Source organism: Mesorhizobium sp. B1-1-8, assembly GCF_006442795.2.
GTDB lineage: Bacteria > Pseudomonadota > Alphaproteobacteria > Rhizobiales > Rhizobiaceae > Mesorhizobium.
This window is the reverse complement of the sequence record NZ_CP083956.1, coordinates 4,809,208-4,827,497: the sequence shown is the minus strand read 5'-3', so window position 1 is coordinate 4,827,497 and position 18,290 is coordinate 4,809,208. Positions and strand designations below refer to the sequence as shown.

Genomic DNA, 18,290 nt, shown 5'->3' with positions numbered 1-18,290 from the left:
GTTCACATGCGCCCATCGTTCATATGCGAGATGAAATCGGCGAGCGAGACATTGCCGCCGGTTGCCACCACGAGGACGGTTTTGCCCGCCACATCCACCTTGCCGCCGAGGAGCGCGGCAAGCGACGCCGCGCCGGAAGGCTCAAGCACCAGCTTCATCCGCTCGAAGGCGATCTTCATGGCGCGGCGCACCGAAGCATCGTCGACGGTGGCGCCGCGCACGCCGGCCGTGCTCACGGCCGCGAAGGGCGCCTCGCCGGGTTTGCGCGCCATCAACCCGTCGCAGATCGATTTCGGCCCGATCGGCATCGTCTCGATGCTGCCATGCCGGAGCGAAGAGCCCATGCCGTCGAAGCCTTCCGGCTCGACGCCGATGATCTCGGTCGACGGCGACAGATAATGGAAGGCGAGCGACACGCCGCCAATCAGACCGCCTCCGCCGACCGCGCAGAACAGCAGGTCGGCATGCGCATCCTTGGCCGCCAGCTGGTCGAGCGCCTCCAGACCGGCGCCCGCCTGGCCGGCGACGATTTCCGGGTCGTCGAAGGGGTGCAGCAGGGTGAGCCCTTCGGTCGCGGCGATGTCCCTGGCCTTTTCGGCCGCGACTTCCTCACGCGCGCGCTCGCCATGGTCGGTCAGCACGACGCGCGCGCCGTAGCCCGCCGTGGCGTCGCGCTTGGCGGCGGGCGCGTCGATCGGCATGACGATGGTGACAGGAATTCCGAGCGACTGGCCGGCGGCAGCCAGCCCTTGCGCGAAGTTGCCGGAAGAATAGGCGACGACCCCCTTCTTCGCCTCAGCCGGCGACAGCCGCTTCAGCCGCCAATAGGCGCCGCGCACCTTGAAGGAGCCGGCCCATTGCAGCGACTCCGGCTTGACGAAGACCCGCGCGGCACCCGTTTCTTTTGCCAGTGCTGTCGATTCCAGCAGCGGCGTCACCTGCGTGGCGGCCGAGGTTGCGGCATAGGCCTGCCGGAGATGATCGAGGGAGGGGACAAGAACATCAGTCATCATTCGCCTCGTGGATAGCGTTTGCTTTCTTCGAGATTATCGAGATTCATGTGGTTGCGCATGTAGCGTTCCGAGGCCTTCTGCAGCGGCTGGAAGTCCCACGGGTAGTAGGCGCCGTTGCGCAGCGCCGGATAGACGACCCAGCGGCGCGCCTGGCTCTCGCGCACGGCGGCATCGAAACCGGCCATGTCCCAGCGCGCTTTGACCTTGTCCGTGAAGGCGGCGACCAGCGCCGCATTGGCCGGATCGGCTGCAAGATTGTTCCGCTCGAGCGGGTCGGTTTCGAGATCGAACAGCTGCGGCGGGTCGAGTTCGCAATGGACAAATTTGTAGCGGCCCTCGCGGATCGCCACCAGCGGCGCGTAGGAGCCCTCGGCGGCATATTCGATCAGCACCGGTGCCGTGCGTTGTTTGCCGTCGAGCAGCGGCAGCAGCGACTGTCCGTCGGTCCAGGCCGCAATTGCACCGATGTCGATGCCGGCGAGGTCGCAAAGCGTCGGCGTCACGTCTAGATTGGAGATCGGCGCTTCGATCAGCCCGACCTGCACGCCCTTGCCGGCGATCATCAGCGGTACCCGCACCGAGCCTTCGAAGAAGCTCATCTTGAACCACAGGCCGCGTTCGCCGAGCATGTCGCCATGGTCGGAGCAGAACAGGATGATCGTGTCGTCGGCCATGCGCGTTCGTTCGAGCACGTCCAGGACCTCGCCGAGCTTGTCGTCGACATAGGAGATGTTGGCGAAATAGCCGCGCCGCGAGCAGCGCACCTGTTCGGGTGTGATCTCGAACGAAGGATAGTCGCTGGCGTGGTAAAGCCGCTGTGAATGCTGATCCTGCTCGTCATGCGCGATGAACCCCGTTTCCGGGTCGAGCGCCTGGCAATGCTCGTAAAGATCCCAATACTGCTTGCGCGCCACGTAGGGATCGTGGGGGTGCGACAGCGAAACCGTGAGACACCAAGGCCGATGGTGCGCGTCGTCCTGTTCCCGCGACAGCTGATAGAGTTTTTGCGTCGCCATGAAGACGACCTCGTCATCATATTCCATCTGGTTGGTCGTCTCGGCCACACCCGCGCCGGTCACTGAACCCAGATTGTGGTACCACCACTCGATGCGCTCGCCGGGCTTGCGGTAGTCCGGCGTCCAGCCGAAATCGGCCGGGTAGATGTCGGTGGTCAGCCGCTCCTCGAAACCGTGCAACTGGTCCGGCCCGACGAAATGCATCTTGCCCGACAGGCAGGTGTAGTAGCCATCGGCGCGCAGATGATGGGCAAAGGTCGGGATGGAGGAGGCGAATTCGGCCGCGTTGTCGTAGACGCCGGTGCGCGACGGTAGCTGACCGCTCATGAACGAGGCGCGACCGGGAGCGCAGAGCGGTGAGGCGGTATAGGTATTGGCAAAGCGCGCAGAGCGGGCGGCCAGCGCCCTGAGGTGCGGCGCATGCAGGAACTCGGCTGGCCCGTCCGGGAACAGCGTACCGTTGAGCTGATCGACCATGAGGATCAGGAAATTGGGTCGTCTGGCCGTCAAGGCATGCTCCGTCTTGTAAGCTTGGTTTCGAGATAATCTTCGATCAGCGCGATCGCGGTCTGGGCGTCGGGCACGCCGTCCTTCAGCGCGCGCCGGATGTAGAGCCCGTCGATCAGCGCTGCGGTTGCTTCCGCCACGCGGTCGGCTTCGCTGCGCGGCAGGATGGCGGTCAGCCCGCTCATCAGATTGGAGTGCAGCCGCCGCGCATAGACCTTGAGCAGCCGCCGCAAGGCCGGGGACTTCTGAGCCTCGACATAGAAGGCGAGCCAGGCGGCGATGATCTCGGGCTGGAACTGGGCGTCGGAGAAATTCACCGCGACGACGGCCGAGACGCGCTGGCGCGGCGACATCGCTACGCTGAGCACACGCCGCGTGTCGGTGTTGAGCTCGGAAAGGATGTGCCGCATCGTGGCGAACAGCAACTCGTCCTTGGCGCCGAAATAATGATGCGCCAGCGCCGACGATACGCCGGCACGGCCGGCGATCTCCGACATGGTCACGTCCAGCGAGCCGCGCTCGCCGATCGCTGAGATCGTCGCGTCGATGAGCGCCCTGCGGCGCAGTGGTTCCATTCCGATTTTCGGCATTTTGCGGGTCCGATTGTGGTGAGATTATTTTTTATTGACGGATCAATCAATAAAAATCCGACCGGAGATCAACTGATCGTGTCGCTCTGGCCCATCTCCTGGACTGGAAAGCGGTTCACCATTGAACAATATTAAAGACTGATGCCGTGCCCGCCTATGCTAGGCTTGCGGCAAACGGAGGTTGTCATGACCGCATGCATCGTCGGCTGGGCGCATTCACGCTTCGGCAAGCTCGAGGGCGAGACGCTGGAGGGCCTGATCACCAAGGTCGCCGTCGAGGCGCTCGACCATGCCGGCATCGGCCCGGACGATGTCGACGAGATCGTGCTCGGCCATTTCAACGCCGGCTTTTCTCCGCAGGATTTCACCGCCAGCCTGGTGCTGCAGGCCGACGACCGGCTGCGCTTCAAGCCGGCGACCCGCGTCGAGAATGCCTGCGCCACCGGCTCGGCCGCGGTGAGGCAAGGCATCCGCGCCATCGACGCCCATGCCGCCCGCATCGTGCTGGTGGTCGGCGCCGAGCAGATGACGACCACGCCCGGTCCCGAGATCGGCAAGAACCTGCTCAAGGCCTCCTATCTGCCCGAGGATGGCGAGACGCCGGCCGGTTTCGCCGGCGTCTTCGGCAAGATCGCGCAAGCCTATTTCCAGCGCTATGGCGACCAGTCGGATGCGCTGGCCACGATTGCCGCCAAGAACCACAAGAACGGTGTCGACAATCCCTATGCGCAGATGCGCAAGGATTTCGGCTATGAGTTCTGCCGCCAGGAAAGCGACAAGAACCCGTTCGTCGCCGGTCCGCTGAAGCGCACCGACTGTTCGCTGGTCTCCGACGGTGCCGCCGCTCTTGTGCTGACCGATACCGCGACCGCATTGAGGATGCGCCGCGCCGTCACCTTCCGCGCCAACGAGCATGTCCAGGATTTCCTGCCGATGTCGAAGCGCGACATCCTTGCCTTCGAAGGCTGCGAGCAGGCCTGGAACCAGGCGCTGAAGAAGGCCGGCGTGACGCTGGACGACCTCTCCTTCGTCGAGACGCATGACTGCTTCACCATCGCCGAGCTGATCGAATATGAGGCGATGGGCATGGCCAAGCCAGGCGAGGGCGCCAGGCTGGCGCTGGACGGCACGACCGCCAAGGACGGGCGGCTGCCGGTCAATCCTTCCGGCGGGCTGAAGGCAAAGGGCCATCCGATTGGCGCCACCGGCGTGTCGATGCATGTGCTGACCGCAATGCAGCTCACCGGCGAGGCCGGCGGCATCCAGGTGCCGGGCGCCAAGCTCGGCGGCATCTTCAACATGGGCGGCGCCGCCGTCGCCAACTACGTTTCCATCCTCGATCGGATCAGATAGAAGCACCTCGCATTAAAGCGCGCCCCCTTGGGCGGCGCGTGCGGGAGACAGCATGACGAATCCGGTCCTGGTCGAGGTTCTGCGTGGCGCAGTGGTCGAGAGCGCCCATCGCGGCGCGGTTTCCGTCTTCGATGCCGACGGCAGACCGGTCTGGGAGATCGGCGACACGGCCCGTCCGGTCTTCCCGCGCTCGGCGGTGAAGGCGATCCAGGCGCTGCCGCTGGTCGAATCGGGTGCTGCCGATGCCTATGGCTTCGGCAATCGCGAGCTGGCGCTGGCCTGCGCTTCGCATTCGGGCGAACCCGCGCATGTCGAACTGGCACAGGCGATGCTGGCAAAGGCCGGCCTTGACAAGACCGCGCTCGAATGCGGCGCGCATTGGCCGTCGAGCCATGGCGCCACCATCGCGCTCGCCCGCGCCGGCGGCACACCGAATGCGTTGCACAACAACTGCTCAGGCAAGCATTCGGGTTTCCTCTGCACCTGCGTGCACGCCGGCATCGCGCATCGGGGTTACGTTAGGGCAGGGCATGCCTTGCAGGAGATGGTGCGCGACGCCATGCAGTCCGTGACCGGTGCGGCCCATAATGTCGACCATTGCGGCACCGATGGCTGCTCGATCCCGACCTATGCTGTTCCGCTGAAAAGCTTTGCGCTGGGCTTTGCCCGCATGGCGACGGGCCGTGGCTTCGCGCCGGAGCGAGCCAAGGCGGCGAAACGGCTGCTTTCGGCCTGTATGGCCGAGCCCTTCCTGGTCGCCGGCACCGGCAAGGCGGACGTCGCGCTGACGAAGGCCGGCCCCGGCCGCATCTTCGTCAAGACCGGCGCCGAAGGGGTCTATTGCGCCGCTGTTCCTGAACTTGGATTCGGCATCGCGCTGAAATGTGACGACGGCGCCGGCCGCGCCGCCGAGGTGATGATCGCCGCGGTGCTGGCCAAGCTGTTGGCAGCGGATGAAGCCTTGGCTGCAAAGCTAATCGAACTTGCACATCCGCCGGTCGAAAGCCGGATCGGCGCCAAGGTCGGCTTTCTGCGACCGACGGCGGCGCTGAACTAGCGTTGACCCACTGACGCGCCTGTGCCGTTGACCGCCTCTCCTGCGAAAACCAGCCAGGACATACAAGTGTGTGCTAGTCTCCTTTCCCATCAAACGGACGGCGGGTGCTAGCCATGCTGGAAGCGGACAAGGTGTTTGCCGGGTCGATCCCGGAAAATTACGATCGCCATATGGTGCCGTTGATTTTCGAGCCATATGCCGCGGATCTCGCATCGCGGGCAGCGTCCTTCTCGCCCGGCGCCATTTTGGAAACCGCCGCGGGCACGGGGGTCGTCACCCGAGCGCTGGCGCCAAAGCTCGCCCCCGGCGCCAGCTACACCGTGACCGACCTCAACCAGCCGATGCTCGACTATGCGGCTTCGCGCCAGGGCTCAGATAGCCGCATCGCATGGCGTCAGGCTGATGCCCTGAAGTTGCCATTCGAAGATGCGGCCTTCGATCTCGTCTGCTGCCAGTTTGGCGCAATGTTCTTTCCCGACCGTCCCGCCGCCTATCGCGAGGCAAAGCGGGTCCTGAAGCCCGGCGGGCATTTCCTGCTTAGCGTATGGGATCGCATCGAGGAGAATATATTCGCGGATGACGTGACGAATGCTCTGGCGAGGATTTTTCCGCACGATCCGCCGCGCTTCCTGGCGCGCACGCCGCATGGCTACCACGACAAGGCACTGATCCGCAGCGATCTCGAGGCCGCAGGGTTTTCCGATGTGACAATCGATACCCGAGTCGAGCAGAGCCGGGCATCCTCGCCGCGCGTTCCGGCCGTTGCTTATTGCCAGGGAACCCTTCTTCGCAACGAGATCGAAGCCAGGGAGGCAGGACGATTGGCATCTGCGACCGACTATGCCGAATCGGTCATCGCTGACAGACATGGCCGCGGCGAAATTGCCGCAAAAATCCAGGCGCACATTATCGTGGCCGTGGCCTGATGGACAACCTCCTGAAGGCTCACACCTAGCTCACCTTGTTGCGCTCGACGGTGAGATGAGCGTAGCCGGTGTCGGTTGAACGGGCGAGGTCGCCGGTCACCGGGTCGGCCCAGCGCTGGCCGATGATGGCGCCGTTCTGCGCGCCGTCGATGACATTGTCCGAGATGACGGCGGTGCCGGAGCCTTCGACCACGGAGACCACAATACCTGTGCCCGCCTTGCGGATGATGTTTCCGGTCGCAATCACATTGCGCAGATAGGGTCCCCAGCCGATCTGCATGCCGTAGAGCGGCGCGTTCTCGATCACATTGCCGGAGACCGTGGTATCGGCCTCGGCGCTGATTCCGACGCCGAAGCCGGGCGGATCGGCAGTGTAGGGGCCGACCGTCGTCAGGTTGCGCACGATGTTGTTCGAGCAGACGGCCATGCGGCCGCCCTCGTTGAAATTGACGATCGAGATACCGTTGGCGGCGCCGTCGACCAGGTTGTTGCTGAGGATCGCGCCTTCGAAGGAGAATTCCGAATAGATGCCCGTTTCGCCCGAACGCGAGCAGGTGTTGCCGGTGATCTGCAGATTGCTGGCGCTGTTGGCGCGGATCGCCGTGAAGGCGCAATCGGAGACGATATTGCCGGAAATGACGGCATTGCCGGCGCGGAAGGCATTGATGCCGTTGCCGTTCTGGCCGGTGCCGCCGCTGCGCGCGCCGATCCGCTGCACGCGGTTGCCGGTGACGATGGTGCCGTCCTCGGCATGTTGCCAGCGATGCACGAGGATGCCGCCATTGGCGCAGTCGGACACCGTGTTGCCGGAAATCTCCAGCCCGCCGGCCTCGACCGAATAGATGCCGGCGTCCGCTGCGCCGGAAATGTCGGAGCGCCCGACACGGCCGGTCACATGCTCGAGCGCCAGCCCATTCTTGCGGCTGCCGGTGACCTGGCAATTGTCGATGGTGAGATGAGCGACGCGGCGCAGATCGAGCAGCCCTTGCGTGTAGTCGGCCAGCCAGCGATTGCTGCCATCGAGCACCAGCCCGCTGAGCTCGATATGCTCGGCCTGTTCGGCCATCATCAGATGGCCGTTACCGCCATAGACGATGCGCGTTGCGCCCGGCACGCCGGACAGGCGCAGGCGCGCAGGCAGCTTCAAATTGGAGACGAAATAGGTGCCGGGCGGCAAAAACACCGGCGCATCGCGGTCGCTGGCCTCGGCAAGCATCCTGGCGAAAGCCTTGCTCTGGTCGTCCAGCGCGCCCGGCTGCACGCCGATCTCGGTGGCATTGATCGAACCGCGCATGGCGGCCTTCTCGATGCCGGGCAGCACCTTTGCCGATGCCTTGCCGGCAAAGAGCCCGGCAACAGCGAGGCCGGCAGTCCGGGCAAGCAGGGTTCGTCTGTTCAACATCGGCACAGGGTCTCGGCGTTCGCCTGACCTCTCGCAGGAATCGTGCCAAAGCTGCCGTCCGGCAAATTGCTTGTGCAGTCGTCGCGCCAAGCCTAAGTTCATTCGATGAGCAGAGCCTTTACCCGCGAGGAAGACAGCGAAAATGCCATCGCCGGCGTCGGCGAGCGGCCGGTCAGTCAGCACCGCAATCTGGTCACGGAGCGCGGCCTGGCGATGATCGAGGAGAATCTGGCCGACCTGCGCGACCTGATGGCCAAGGCCGAAAGGCGCGGCGATCGTGAACGCCTGGCTGTCGTGTCGCGCGACCTGCGCTACTGGACCGCGCGGCGCGAAAGCGCCGAGCTTTCGGTGCCCGAGCCCGGCAGCGATGTGGTCCGCTTCGGCATGGGCGTCACGCTGGAAAGCGATGATAGCAAGAAAGTGCACTGGAAGATCGTCGGCGAGGACGAGGCCGATCCGTCAAAGGGTTCGATTTCCCACGTCTCGCCGATGGCTATGGCGCTGTTCGGCAAGAAGGTCGGCGAGGTCGTCACCGTCAACGGCAAGGAGTGGGAGATCGTCAAGCTCTCCGAGAGTTAGCCTTCAAGCTTGACGACGTGGTCGTGGAAGAATGCCGCGGCGCCTGCCTCGTCGATTTCGCCCGCTGCGATGCCCATCACGAATTCGTAAATGGTGCCGTTGTCGGCGGTAAGTCCGTAGCCATTGATGATCAGGAAAGCGCCCGCCGCGACCATGGCTGTGCGCTTGTTGCCATCGACAAAAGCGTGATTTCTGGCAATGCCGAAGATATAGGCTGCCGCCAGATCCTCGATCGACGGATCACCATAGTTGGCCTTGTTCTCGGCACGGGCCAGCGCGGATTCGAGAGCATTCTCATCCCTCAAACCCTGCGCGCCGCCATGCCGGCGCAACTGCTCGGCATGCATCGCTTCGACGGCGCGCCGCGACAGAAACTCCCAGCTCATTCTGCGAGCTTCTGAAGCGCGACCTTGTACTTGTCCATGACCTTGCGGGCAGCTTCCATCTGTCGTTCGAAGCTGTCGTCCACGGGCTCAAGGGCAATGCCCTTGTCCGTTTCGACGATCTGAAGCTGGTCGCCCGTTTTCATGTTCAGGCGATCGAGAAGATCCTTGGGCAGGATCACGCCTTCGGAATTGCCGATCTTGCGGATGGTGGTGTTCATGGTGCTGCATCCTTGTTGCAACACTAATTATAACCTGAGCGCCGTATCGTTGCAACTGGTATTATAACCCAACACAATCTTATGAACCGGCCAACGTCCACGACCAGCCGCGACACCCATCCCTTCGTCATGTCCATACATGACGAAGGGGAGGGATGCTTCCGCAAGTCGCGGACATTGGCCACCGAACCCTCATCTGGCAGCCAGCAGCCGATCCATCAGCCGGTCCGCCGCTTCCGGGATCACGGTTCCCGGCGGGAAGATCTCCGACGCGCCCGCTTTCAGCACGGCATCATAGTCCTGCGGCGGGATGACGCCGCCGGCGACGATCAGCATTTCACCATGGCCGAGCTTCCTCAGCGCTTCCTTGAGCTCGGGAATCAGCGTCAGATGCCCGGCCGCGAGCGAGGAAGCGCCGATGATGTCGACGTCGTGCTGGACCGCCAGTTTCGCGATCTCCTCCGGCGTCTGGAACATCGGTCCGACGGTGACGTCGAAGCCGAGATCGGCAAAGGCGGTGGCGATCACCTTCTGGCCGCGGTCGTGGCCGTCCTGTCCCATCTTGGCGACAAGGATGCGCGGCCTGGCGCCGGACTTTTGCTCGAATGCCGCGATCTTGTCCTGCAGCCGCTCGACCGCCGGATTGTCACCGAGCGCGTCGCGATAGACGCCGGAGATTGTCTGCACCGCCGCGGTATGGCGACCGAAGACCTTTTCCAGCGCCAGCGAGATCTCGCCGACCGTTGCGCTGGCGCGCGCCGCGCGGATGGCGAATTCAAGCAGGTTGCCGCCGCTCTCGGCCGCGCGGGTGAGGGCGGCAAGCGCACTCTCGACCGCACCGACGTCGCGCGTGCCCTTCAGCCGCTGCAGCTTCGTCAATTGCCGGGCCTTGACCTCGGCATTGTCGATCTTCAGCACATCGACTTCGATGTCCGCCTCAGGCCGGTGCGCATTGACGCCGACCAGAATTTGCTCGCCGGAATCGATGCGCGCCTGGGTACGGGCGGCTGCTTCCTCGATGCGCAGCTTCGGAATGCCTTTCTCGATCGCCGCAGCCATGCCGCCGAGGCTCTCCACCTCTTCTATATGGGCGAGCGCGCGCGCGGCGAGATCATGCGTCAGCCGCTCGACATAGGTCGAGCCGCCCCACGGATCGATGATGCGCGTGGTGCCGGATTCCTTCTGCAGGACGAGTTGCGTGTTGCGGGCGATGCGCGCCGAGTGGTCGGTCGGCAGCGCCATCGCCTCGTCGAAGGAATTGGTGTGCAGCGACTGCGTGTGGCCCTGCGTCGCCGCCATCGCCTCGATCATCGTGCGGGTGATGTTGTTGTAGGGGTCCTGCGCCGTCAGCGACCAGCCCGAGGTCTGGCAATGGGTGCGCAGCGACAGCGAGCGCTCGTCCTTCGGCGCAAAATTCTTCTGCATCAGGCTCGACCACAACAGCCGCGCCGCCCTGAGCTTGGCGACCTCCATGAAGAAGTTCATGCCGATTGCCCAGAAGAAGGAAAGCCGCGGCGCGAAACGATCGATGTCGAGGCCGGCGGCGACGCCGGCGCGGGCATATTCGATGCCGTCGGCGATGGTATAGGCGAGCTCGAGATCGGCCGTCGCGCCCGCTTCCTGCATGTGATAGCCGGAGATCGAGATCGAATTGAACTTCGGCATGTGCTTGGACGTGTAGGAGAAGATGTCCGACACGATCCGCATCGATGGCTTCGGCGGATAGATATAGGTGTTGCGGACCATGAACTCCTTCAGGATGTCGTTCTGAATGGTGCCCGCAAGGTCCTTCGGCGCGACGCCCTGTTCCTCCGCCGCCACGATATAAAGCGCCATGATCGGCAGCACGGCGCCGTTCATCGTCATCGATACCGTCATGTCGCCGAGCGGAATGCCATCGAACAGCTGGCGCATGTCGAGGATGGAATCGATCGCCACGCCGGCCATGCCGACATCGCCGGCGACTCGCGGATGGTCGCTGTCGTAGCCGCGATGGGTGGCAAGGTCGAAGGCGACCGACAGCCCTTTCTGTCCGGCGGCGAGGTTGCGCCGGTAGAAGGCGTTGGATTCCTCTGCCGTCGAGAAGCCGGCATATTGCCGGATCGTCCACGGCTGCTGGACATACATGGTAGGGTAGGGGCCGCGCACGAAGGGTGGCAGGCCCGGATAGGTGTCGAGATTGGCCAGACCTTTGAGGTCGCCTTGCGTGTAAAGATGCTTGACCGCGATGGCTTCCGGCGTCATCCGCTGGCCCTTGAGCTCGACCGGCGCACGCCGCGGCGCCGACCAGCCGATCTGGCTGAAGTCGGGGATCACGATCCGGCTCCGATCGACTGGTCGATGCGCACCGGGAACAGCGGCTCGCAGACCGCAACGCCTTCCGTCAGCGCCGGCCGACGCTCCGCCGGCAGCGTCTCGGCCGGGCGTTCGCTGCCGGCGCGAAACAGCGTCGTGCCGATGATGGCGCGCTCGCCGGAGCGATATGCGGCATTGCGCTTGGCGGAAGCCGTCCGGACGCGATTCTGGATATAACCCTGCTGCAGGCTGGCGAGCACGCCGCCTTCGGCCTCGATGCGCTGGAATTCCTCCCAGGCGGCCGCGCAGAGATTGTCGGTCAGCGCCTCGACGGCGCCCGAGCCGCTGGCCGGGTCGGCGACATGGTGGATATGGCTCTCATGCGTCATGATCAATTGCGCATTGCGGGCAACGCGGCGGGCAAACCCCGCCGGCAGCCCGTGCGCTATCGTGTGCGGCAGGATCGCGATCGAATCGGCGCCGCCGGCGGCCGCCGCGAAACCGGCGATCGCCGTGCGCAGGATGTTGGTCTCGGCATCCGCTGTCGTCATCATGCGATAAGATGTCTCGGCATGAATGCTGGCGGTCGAGCCCGAGATGGAGCAGGCCTCCTGGATGCGCGCCCAGAGCTTGCGCAAGGCTCGCACCTTGGCCATCGACAGGAACTGGTCCTGGTCGACGCTGAGCGCGAAGCCGATATGCGGTGCCGCATAGACGAGCGGTTGGCGCGCGTTCTCGAACATCCTGAGATAGGAAACGGCCGAGGCCATCATCGCGCCGAGTTCCTGCGCTTCGGTGGCGCCGGCATTGTGGAAGACGCGGCCGTCTGCCTCCAAGAGCACGCCAGGCACGTCCATCGAGAAGAAATGCGCCAGCGATTGCGGCATTGATTCCTGCAGCGCCTCGATCGACATGCGCAGCCGTCCGGTGCCGGCAAAGATCGCCGCCGGGTCGATGCCGAAGGAGAGGTTGAGCTTGGCCGGATCGGAGCGGCGCCTGGTCAGGAAGGCAAGCAGCCAGTCGGCAACGGCGCGGCTCCACGGATGCGCGTCGATGCGCACCTGAATGCGATTGAGCGGCACGCCGTCGAGCACGGTTTCCAGTGCCTCGGCTGTCCTTGGCAGGCCATAGCCAAAAGCATTCGGCGCGCCTTCGAAAACCAGCGACAGCCCCGTCGCTCCCTGCGCGATATCCTCCAGCGCCTGGGCGCTGGCGCGGGCAATGTCGGGATCGTCGACGCGTTGGCTGACGATCCACGGCGACCTCGGATTGGTGCGCAACAGCGGCTCGGCCGTGGACGAGCGCTGGCTGAGCGGCTCGATGCGGATGCCGTCATCGGTGCGGGAAACAAGCTTTTCCTCAAAGGAGCCGCCCGCAATCGCTTTTTCCGCCAGCGCCCGCCAGCGTTTGGCGTCCGGGTTCGGTAGATCGACATCCCTGGTCAAGGTGCCGGCGGCCATCGCTCTCCCCGTTTTCTCGGCCACGTCGGCCGGGTTCAGTCAATCTAGGGTCCTGCGCCAGATATCACAATGCGGTATTGGCCCCATGGCCTTGGCGGCCCGCTAACCGATTGCCAAACATGCGCAAAATCCGCAAGCACCAACACGCCGATTTCGGCGCCGCCCATCCTGGGCCATTGTCGCTGCGCGATAGCCTCACTATACCTCGGATGAGGCTTTTCGACGGAACAGATTGCGGAGACCGGACCTATGGCTGACGACACCAGCATCTTCATCGGCGCCAGCCGCAAGACCGACGATTCCTACCAGAAGGCCGAAGAGCTTCTGCTGCGCTATGGCAACCGCCACGGCCTGATCACCGGCGCTACCGGCACCGGCAAGACGGTGAGCTTGCAGATCCTCGCCGAAGGCTTTTCGAACGCCGGCGTGCCGGTATTCTGCGCCGACATCAAGGGCGATCTTTCCGGCATCGCCATGATGGGCGAGGCCAAGGATTTCCTGGTCAAACGGGCCGAACAGGTGAGACTTGATCCCTACCAGTTCCAGGAATTCCCGGTCATCTTCTGGGACCTGTTCGGCGAACAGGGCCACCCGATTCGCGCTACCATCTCGGAAATGGGACCGCTGCTGTTGTCGCGGCTGATGGACCTTTCGGAAGCTCAGGAAGGCATCATGAACATCGCCTTCCGCATCGCCGACGAAGAGGGCCTGCTGCTGCTCGACCTGAAAGACCTGCAGGCATTGCTTGCCAACATCGCCGAGCGCGCCGACGAGCTTAGCGCCCGCTACGGCAATGTCACCAGGCCATCGGTCGGCGCCATCCAGCGCACCTTGCTGGTGCTGGAACAGCAGGGCGCGGCGAACTTCTTCGGCGAGCCGGCGCTGCGCATCGCCGATCTCATGCGAACCACGCGCGACGGCCGTGGCGCCATCAGCGTGCTTGCCGCCGACAAGCTGATGATGAATCCCAGGCTCTACGCGACGTTCCTGCTCTGGCTGATGTCGGAACTGTTCGAGGAACTGCCCGAAGTCGGTGATCCGGACAAGCCGAAGCTCGTTTTCTTCTTTGATGAGGCGCACCTGCTTTTCGACGAGGCGCCGAAGGTGCTGATCGACCGGGTCGAGCAGGTGGTCCGCCTGATCCGCTCCAAGGGCGTCGGCGTCTATTTCGTCACCCAGAACCCGCTGGATATCCCCGAAAAGGTACTGGCCCAGCTCGGCAACCGCGTCCAGCACGCGCTGCGCGCCTATACGCCGCGCGAGCAGCAGGCGGTGCGCACGGCAGCCGATACCTTCCGGCCCAATCCCGATTTCGACTGCGCCACCGCCATCACCCAGCTTGCCACCGGCCAGGCGCTGGTCTCGACGCTGGAAGACAAGGGCGTACCGGCCATGGTCCAGCGCACGCTGATCCGGCCGCCATCCTCGCGGCTCGGCACGATCACGCCGGAAGAGCGCCGCAAGATCATCGCCGGGAGCCCGGTCGCCGGCCAGTACGATCAGGTGATCGACCGCGAATCGGCATTCGAGATGCTGCAGAAAAAGGCTCAGCAGGCCCAGGCCGCTGAAGCACAGGCTCAACAGGCCGACACCGGTCGCTCGCGCTGGACCATTCCCGGCTTCGGCAATGACGACCCGCCGCCACAGCCAGGCGGCAGGCGCGCCCCGGCGCCGCGCTCCTCTAACCGTCAGACAGTGGCCGAGGCCGCGATCAAATCGGTGGTGCGCTCGGTCGGCTCGTCGGTCGGCCGCGCCATCGTGCGCGGCATCCTGGGAAGCCTGGCGCGAGGGCGGTAACGCGGTCTAATAGGCACCGGCCGCAGCTCACGCCGAGCACCACTTCGATCGCTTGTTCGGTCACCGGCATCGGCTGGTTTCGAGGCCGGTCAACGCGCGCCTTCGCCGGCGTGCTTTTCGATCGGCGTCGCGACGCTGTCCGGGTTGTCGGCCAATGGATTATCCATTTGATCATGATGGGTCTGCTCGTCGGTTGTCGAGCCATGCCCAGCCTTGCCGACGACCGCGGCGTTAGGTCGATCCAGTGGCAAGAAGCTACTCATAGCCGTTGTGAGGTTGGATTCGCAGAAAGGTGTTTACCTGTTGACACGAATCATTATACATTATATGAAATTATATATTGATAACGGACGCAGGCAACCAATTATGAATATGATCCGCATAAATGACATGCTGGCCGTAGGCCCCCAACCCTCGACCTCCGAGGTCCGGTCGCTTGCGGACCATGGGTTCGCCGGACTGATCAACGCTCGCCCTGACAGGGAAGAGCCCGCCCAGCCTGGAAACGACGCGGAACGAGAGGCTGCCGGTCACGCCGGTATTTCCTACAACTTCATACCCGTAACAATGGCGACCATCACGGAGGCCGACGTGAGAGCCTTCCAGGCGGCTATGGTCGATGCGGGCGGCACGGTCTTTGCACATTGCAAAACCGGCGCACGTGCTCTGACCCTGCATGTACTTGGCGAGGCCCTCGACGGCCGCATGGCGTCCGTGGAAATCACGGATCTTGGCCAGCGGCTGGGAATCGACCTGAGCGCTGCGTCCAGATGGCTCGATGCGCACAGGCAATTTCGACCGGAAGTTAGCGGGTTCTTCGACCCCCGGACACGGAGCGTGCAATATGTCGTTTCAGATTCCGATACCCGAAAATGTGCCATTATCGATCCGGTTCTTGATTTTGACGAGAAGTCCGGAGCGATCACGACACGCAGTGCCGACACGATCCTTTCCTATGTTGCGGAGAGCGGTCTGACCGTCGAATGGATTCTCGACACTCACCCTCATGCCGACCACTTTTCGGCAGCGCAATACCTCAAGGAGAAGACGGGCGCGCCGACCGCGATAGGAGCGCGGGTGATCGATGTCCAGCGCTTATGGCGAGGCATCTACAACTGGCCTGAACTTCGTATAGACGGATCGCAGTGGGACAGGCTGTTCTCGGATGGCGACACTTTCAAGCTTGGTTCCATCGAGGCTCGGGTGATGCTTTCGCCTGGTCACACCCTGGCGTCGATCACCTACCTGATTGGCGATGCGGCTTTTGTCCACGACACCATCTTCATGCCCGACAGCGGCACGGCTCGAGCCGATTTTCCTGGTGGTGACGCTCGCACCTTGTGGAAATCGATCCAGAACATTCTGGAGCTTCCGGGCGGAACCCGCTTGTTTACGGGCCATGACTACCAGCCGGGCGGCCGCGCGCCGAAGTGGGAAAGCACGGTCGGCGAGCAGAAACGCGCCAATGCACACTTGGCCGGCGTGAGCGAAGAGGCCTTCGCCGGACTGCGCGAAGCGCGCGACCGTACGCTGCCGATGCCGAAACTGATCTTGCATGCCTTGCAGGTCAACATTCAGGCGGGGCGCCTGCCGGAGCCGGAAGCAAACGGCAGGCGCTATCTGAAATTTCCCTTGGATGCACTGGAAGGAGCAGCATGGTGAGCGAGATCCAGCCTGATGCCATGAGCATGTCGCCTACCGCCATGGAATCCCGCGCCAACGAAGTAGCGGCTTTGTTGAAGACACTGGCGCATCCAATGCGGCTGATGCTCGTATGCACCCTTGTCGAAGGGGAGCATTCGGTCAGCCAGCTGGAAGAGGTGCTCGACATCCATCAACCGAACCTTTCCCAGCAGCTCACGGTGCTGCGAGACGCCAAGATTGTGGAGACGCGGCGCGAAGGCAAACAGATCTTCTACCGGCTGACCGCCGAGAAGGCCGCTCAATTGGTCGCGGCGCTTTACACGATCTTCTGTCCGGAAGGTCGGCCGTGACCTCCTATCTCGTTTCCCTCCTGGGTGGGGCTCTGATCGGCCTTTCTTCGGCAATGCTCCTCATCCTGAACGGGAAGATCGCCGGCATAAGCGGGATCGTCGGCAGGCTAGTCCAGGGCATCGATGCTTGGACAAACGCTGCCTTCGTCGTCGGATTGTTGCTTGGCCCAGTCGTGTACATCGGGGCTTTTCATCACCGGCCGCCAGTGACCATGACGGCGTCGCTGCCGTTGATAATGATCGCGGGATTGTTGGTCGGCTTCGGATCCCGGATGGGTTCGGGTTGCACCAGTGGTCATGGCGTCATGGGCTTGGCACGGCTATCGCCGCGTTCAATCGTCGCGGTTTTGACGTTCGTTGCGAGCGGCGTCCTGGCTGTAGCGCTTCTCCATGGAACAGTCTTATGAAACACACCCAATTACGAGTTTTGGTCGCCTTCGCAGCGGGCACCATATTTGGCCTTGGTCTGGCACTGTCGGGGATGCTTGATCCTGCCCGGGTTCAGGGATTTCTCGACGGTTTCGGCGCCTGGGATCCGACTCTGGCGTTCGTGCTGGGCGGTGCCGTTACAGTTGCAACGGGAGGCGTGGCCTGGATCCAACGGATGTCGCGACCACTGCTGGCGGATAGATTCTATCTGCCAGAGAACTCGCGGATTGACGCCCCTTTGGTCATCGGCTCGGCAATCTTTGGCCTTGGATGGGGCCTAGGCGGGTTTTGCCCTGGCCCGGCGATCGCTTCGTTGTCGCTTGGCCTAACGCCAACGCTCGTCTTCGTAGCCTCTATGCTGGCGGGGATGTTTGCCCATGACCGCCTTCTTGTCGGGAGAACATCATGACCGGTACATTGTTTGCCGCCGTCGGCTCTGGCGGCCTGGTCGGCTTTACTCTTGGTTTGGTAGGCGGCGGCGGATCGATCCTTGCTACGCCGCTCTTGCTCTATGTTGTCGGCGTTGCCCAACCACACCTTGCCATCGGCACAGGCTCGCTTGCAGTGGCCGCCAACGCATTTGCGAATTTCGGGGGCCACGCCCTGAAGGGCCACGTCTGGTGGCGCTGCGCGCTTGTCTTCGCGGCACTGGGCTCCGTTGGTGCCCTGGCCGGATCGACGCTGGGAATGTCGATTGATGGAACGCGTCTGCTTTTCTTCTTCGGCCTGCTCATGATGGTGGTTGGTGCATTGATGGTTCGTCCGCGGCTAAGCATGTCGACGGCTGTCCGGCCCGCCGATGCCAAAATGTGTGCGATGACGGCCGCGGTCGCCGTTGTTGCCGGCATGGCCTCCGGCTTCTTCGGCATTGGCGGTGGCTTCCTCATCGTTCCCGGGCTGATCCTTGCCACGGGAATGCCGACGATCAATGCGATCGGCACGTCCTTGCTCGCCGTCACGGCCTTCGGCCTCGCGACTACCTTCAACTATGCTCTGTCGGGAATGGTTGACTGGAATTTGGCTGCCGAATTCATCATCGGTGGTGTTGGCGGTGGCTTGATCGGCATGTTGGCGGCGACGCGCTTAGCGTCCTACAAGAATGCGCTCAACCGAATTTTTGCCGCACTCGTCTTTGTCGTCGCGGGCTATGTCCTCTACAGGAGCGTTGGCGACCTTGCAGGCGGAACTCTCTCTGTTGCAGCCGGACGTCACTAATGCCCCGCTAGCGTCGGGGCTACTAATTTTTCCCGGTTGGTTCATCGGAAAAC

Annotated in this window: 19 protein-coding genes; 10 read left to right on the top strand and 9 right to left on the bottom strand. The window is 63.5% G+C overall.

Features of this window, described 5'->3' with window-relative positions:
* Nucleotides 1-2: 2 nt before the first annotated feature.
* Genes FJ974_RS23855 through betI form a run of 3 tightly spaced genes read right to left on the bottom strand, consistent with a single transcriptional unit; the run spans nucleotide 3 to nucleotide 3,126 of the window.
* The gene (locus FJ974_RS23855) at nucleotides 3-1,010 is read right to left on the bottom strand and encodes a threonine/serine dehydratase (RefSeq protein WP_140532631.1); all 1,008 of its coding nucleotides are present in this window, start codon (nucleotides 1,008-1,010) and stop codon (nucleotides 3-5) included.
* Nucleotides 1,010-2,539: a choline-sulfatase gene (gene betC / locus FJ974_RS23850; RefSeq protein WP_140532633.1), complete on the bottom strand. Its 1,530-nt coding sequence runs from the start codon at nucleotides 2,537-2,539 to the stop codon at nucleotides 1,010-1,012. Before betC ends, FJ974_RS23855 begins: the two co-directional genes overlap by 1 nt.
* Nucleotides 2,536-3,126, bottom strand: a complete 591-nt coding sequence (gene betI / locus FJ974_RS23845) for a choline-responsive transcriptional repressor BetI (protein ID WP_140532635.1) — start codon at nucleotides 3,124-3,126, stop codon at nucleotides 2,536-2,538. The genes betC and betI overlap by 4 nt, the downstream gene beginning before the upstream one ends.
* A gap of 186 nt (nucleotides 3,127-3,312) precedes the next feature.
* Between betI and FJ974_RS23840 the strand changes: the two genes are divergently transcribed.
* The 3 genes from FJ974_RS23840 (at nucleotide 3,313) to FJ974_RS23830 (ending at nucleotide 6,462) form a co-directional block, all read left to right on the top strand.
* Nucleotides 3,313-4,479: an acetyl-CoA acetyltransferase gene (locus FJ974_RS23840; protein WP_140532637.1), complete on the top strand. Its 1,167-nt coding sequence runs from the start codon at nucleotides 3,313-3,315 to the stop codon at nucleotides 4,477-4,479.
* A 52-nt stretch (nucleotides 4,480-4,531) separates the two neighbouring features.
* On the top strand, nucleotides 4,532-5,536 hold the full coding sequence (locus FJ974_RS23835) for an asparaginase (protein WP_140532639.1): 1,005 nt from the start codon (nucleotides 4,532-4,534) through the stop codon (nucleotides 5,534-5,536).
* 113 nt (nucleotides 5,537-5,649) lie between these two features.
* Complete coding sequence (locus FJ974_RS23830) at nucleotides 5,650-6,462, top strand: class I SAM-dependent methyltransferase (RefSeq protein ID WP_140532641.1); 813 nt, start codon at nucleotides 5,650-5,652, stop codon at nucleotides 6,460-6,462.
* 25 nt (nucleotides 6,463-6,487) lie between these two features.
* Here FJ974_RS23830 and FJ974_RS23825 read toward each other — a convergent pair whose 3' ends face one another.
* Nucleotides 6,488-7,864 (bottom strand): TIGR03808 family TAT-translocated repetitive protein, encoded by a 1,377-nt coding sequence (locus FJ974_RS23825; RefSeq protein ID WP_140532643.1) that lies wholly within the window; start codon nucleotides 7,862-7,864, stop codon nucleotides 6,488-6,490.
* A 105-nt stretch (nucleotides 7,865-7,969) separates the two neighbouring features.
* Between FJ974_RS23825 and greA the strand changes: the two genes are divergently transcribed.
* Nucleotides 7,970-8,443 (top strand): transcription elongation factor GreA, encoded by a 474-nt coding sequence (greA, locus tag FJ974_RS23820; protein ID WP_140532645.1) that lies wholly within the window; start codon nucleotides 7,970-7,972, stop codon nucleotides 8,441-8,443.
* Here the strand turns inward: greA and FJ974_RS23815 are convergent.
* The 4 genes from FJ974_RS23815 to FJ974_RS23800 all read right to left on the bottom strand — a co-directional run bounded on the left by FJ974_RS23815 (nucleotide 8,440) and on the right by FJ974_RS23800 (nucleotide 12,802).
* Entirely contained in the window at nucleotides 8,440-8,829 is a 390-nt protein-coding gene (locus FJ974_RS23815; protein WP_140532647.1) for a type II toxin-antitoxin system death-on-curing family toxin, read from the bottom strand. The two genes, greA and FJ974_RS23815, sit on opposite strands and share 4 nt — an antisense overlap.
* Nucleotides 8,826-9,047, bottom strand: coding sequence for an AbrB/MazE/SpoVT family DNA-binding domain-containing protein (locus FJ974_RS23810; protein WP_135863661.1), 222 nt, complete (start codon nucleotides 9,045-9,047; stop codon nucleotides 8,826-8,828). The genes FJ974_RS23815 and FJ974_RS23810 overlap by 4 nt, the downstream gene beginning before the upstream one ends.
* Before the next feature lie 192 nt (nucleotides 9,048-9,239).
* Complete coding sequence (gene scpA / locus FJ974_RS23805; RefSeq protein ID WP_140532649.1) at nucleotides 9,240-11,363, bottom strand: methylmalonyl-CoA mutase; 2,124 nt, start codon at nucleotides 11,361-11,363, stop codon at nucleotides 9,240-9,242.
* Nucleotides 11,360-12,802 carry a methylmalonyl-CoA mutase subunit beta gene (locus FJ974_RS23800; protein ID WP_140532651.1) on the bottom strand — a complete coding sequence of 481 codons (1,443 nt, stop codon included), beginning with the start codon at nucleotides 12,800-12,802 and terminating at the stop codon, nucleotides 11,360-11,362. The genes scpA and FJ974_RS23800 overlap by 4 nt, the downstream gene beginning before the upstream one ends.
* Before the next feature lie 249 nt (nucleotides 12,803-13,051).
* Here FJ974_RS23800 and FJ974_RS23795 point away from each other — a divergent pair, with 249 nt between their 5' ends.
* A complete protein-coding gene (locus FJ974_RS23795) occupies nucleotides 13,052-14,599 on the top strand; it encodes a helicase HerA-like C-terminal domain-containing protein (RefSeq protein WP_140532653.1) in 1,548 nt (515 codons plus the stop codon).
* An 89-nt stretch (nucleotides 14,600-14,688) separates the two neighbouring features.
* Here FJ974_RS23795 and FJ974_RS23790 read toward each other — a convergent pair whose 3' ends face one another.
* Nucleotides 14,689-14,862 carry a hypothetical protein gene (locus FJ974_RS23790; RefSeq protein ID WP_181177075.1) on the bottom strand — a complete coding sequence of 58 codons (174 nt, stop codon included), beginning with the start codon at nucleotides 14,860-14,862 and terminating at the stop codon, nucleotides 14,689-14,691.
* 103 nt (nucleotides 14,863-14,965) lie between these two features.
* Between FJ974_RS23790 and blh the strand changes: the two genes are divergently transcribed.
* Genes blh through FJ974_RS23765 form a run of 5 tightly spaced genes read left to right on the top strand, consistent with a single transcriptional unit; the run spans nucleotide 14,966 to nucleotide 18,237 of the window.
* Nucleotides 14,966-16,261, top strand: a complete 1,296-nt coding sequence (gene blh / locus FJ974_RS23785) for a bifunctional sulfur transferase/dioxygenase Blh (protein WP_140532655.1) — start codon at nucleotides 14,966-14,968, stop codon at nucleotides 16,259-16,261.
* Nucleotides 16,255-16,593: a sulfite-sensing transcriptional repressor BigR gene (bigR, locus tag FJ974_RS23780; protein ID WP_140532657.1), complete on the top strand. Its 339-nt coding sequence runs from the start codon at nucleotides 16,255-16,257 to the stop codon at nucleotides 16,591-16,593. The genes blh and bigR overlap by 7 nt, the downstream gene beginning before the upstream one ends.
* Nucleotides 16,590-17,000, top strand: a complete 411-nt coding sequence (locus FJ974_RS23775) for a YeeE/YedE family protein (RefSeq protein WP_140532659.1) — start codon at nucleotides 16,590-16,592, stop codon at nucleotides 16,998-17,000. The genes bigR and FJ974_RS23775 overlap by 4 nt, the downstream gene beginning before the upstream one ends.
* On the top strand, nucleotides 16,997-17,431 hold the full coding sequence (locus FJ974_RS23770) for a DUF6691 family protein (protein WP_140532661.1): 435 nt from the start codon (nucleotides 16,997-16,999) through the stop codon (nucleotides 17,429-17,431). Before FJ974_RS23775 ends, FJ974_RS23770 begins: the two co-directional genes overlap by 4 nt.
* On the top strand, nucleotides 17,428-18,237 hold the full coding sequence (locus tag FJ974_RS23765; protein WP_140532663.1) for a sulfite exporter TauE/SafE family protein: 810 nt from the start codon (nucleotides 17,428-17,430) through the stop codon (nucleotides 18,235-18,237). The genes FJ974_RS23770 and FJ974_RS23765 overlap by 4 nt, the downstream gene beginning before the upstream one ends.
* Nucleotides 18,238-18,290 lie beyond the last annotated feature (53 nt).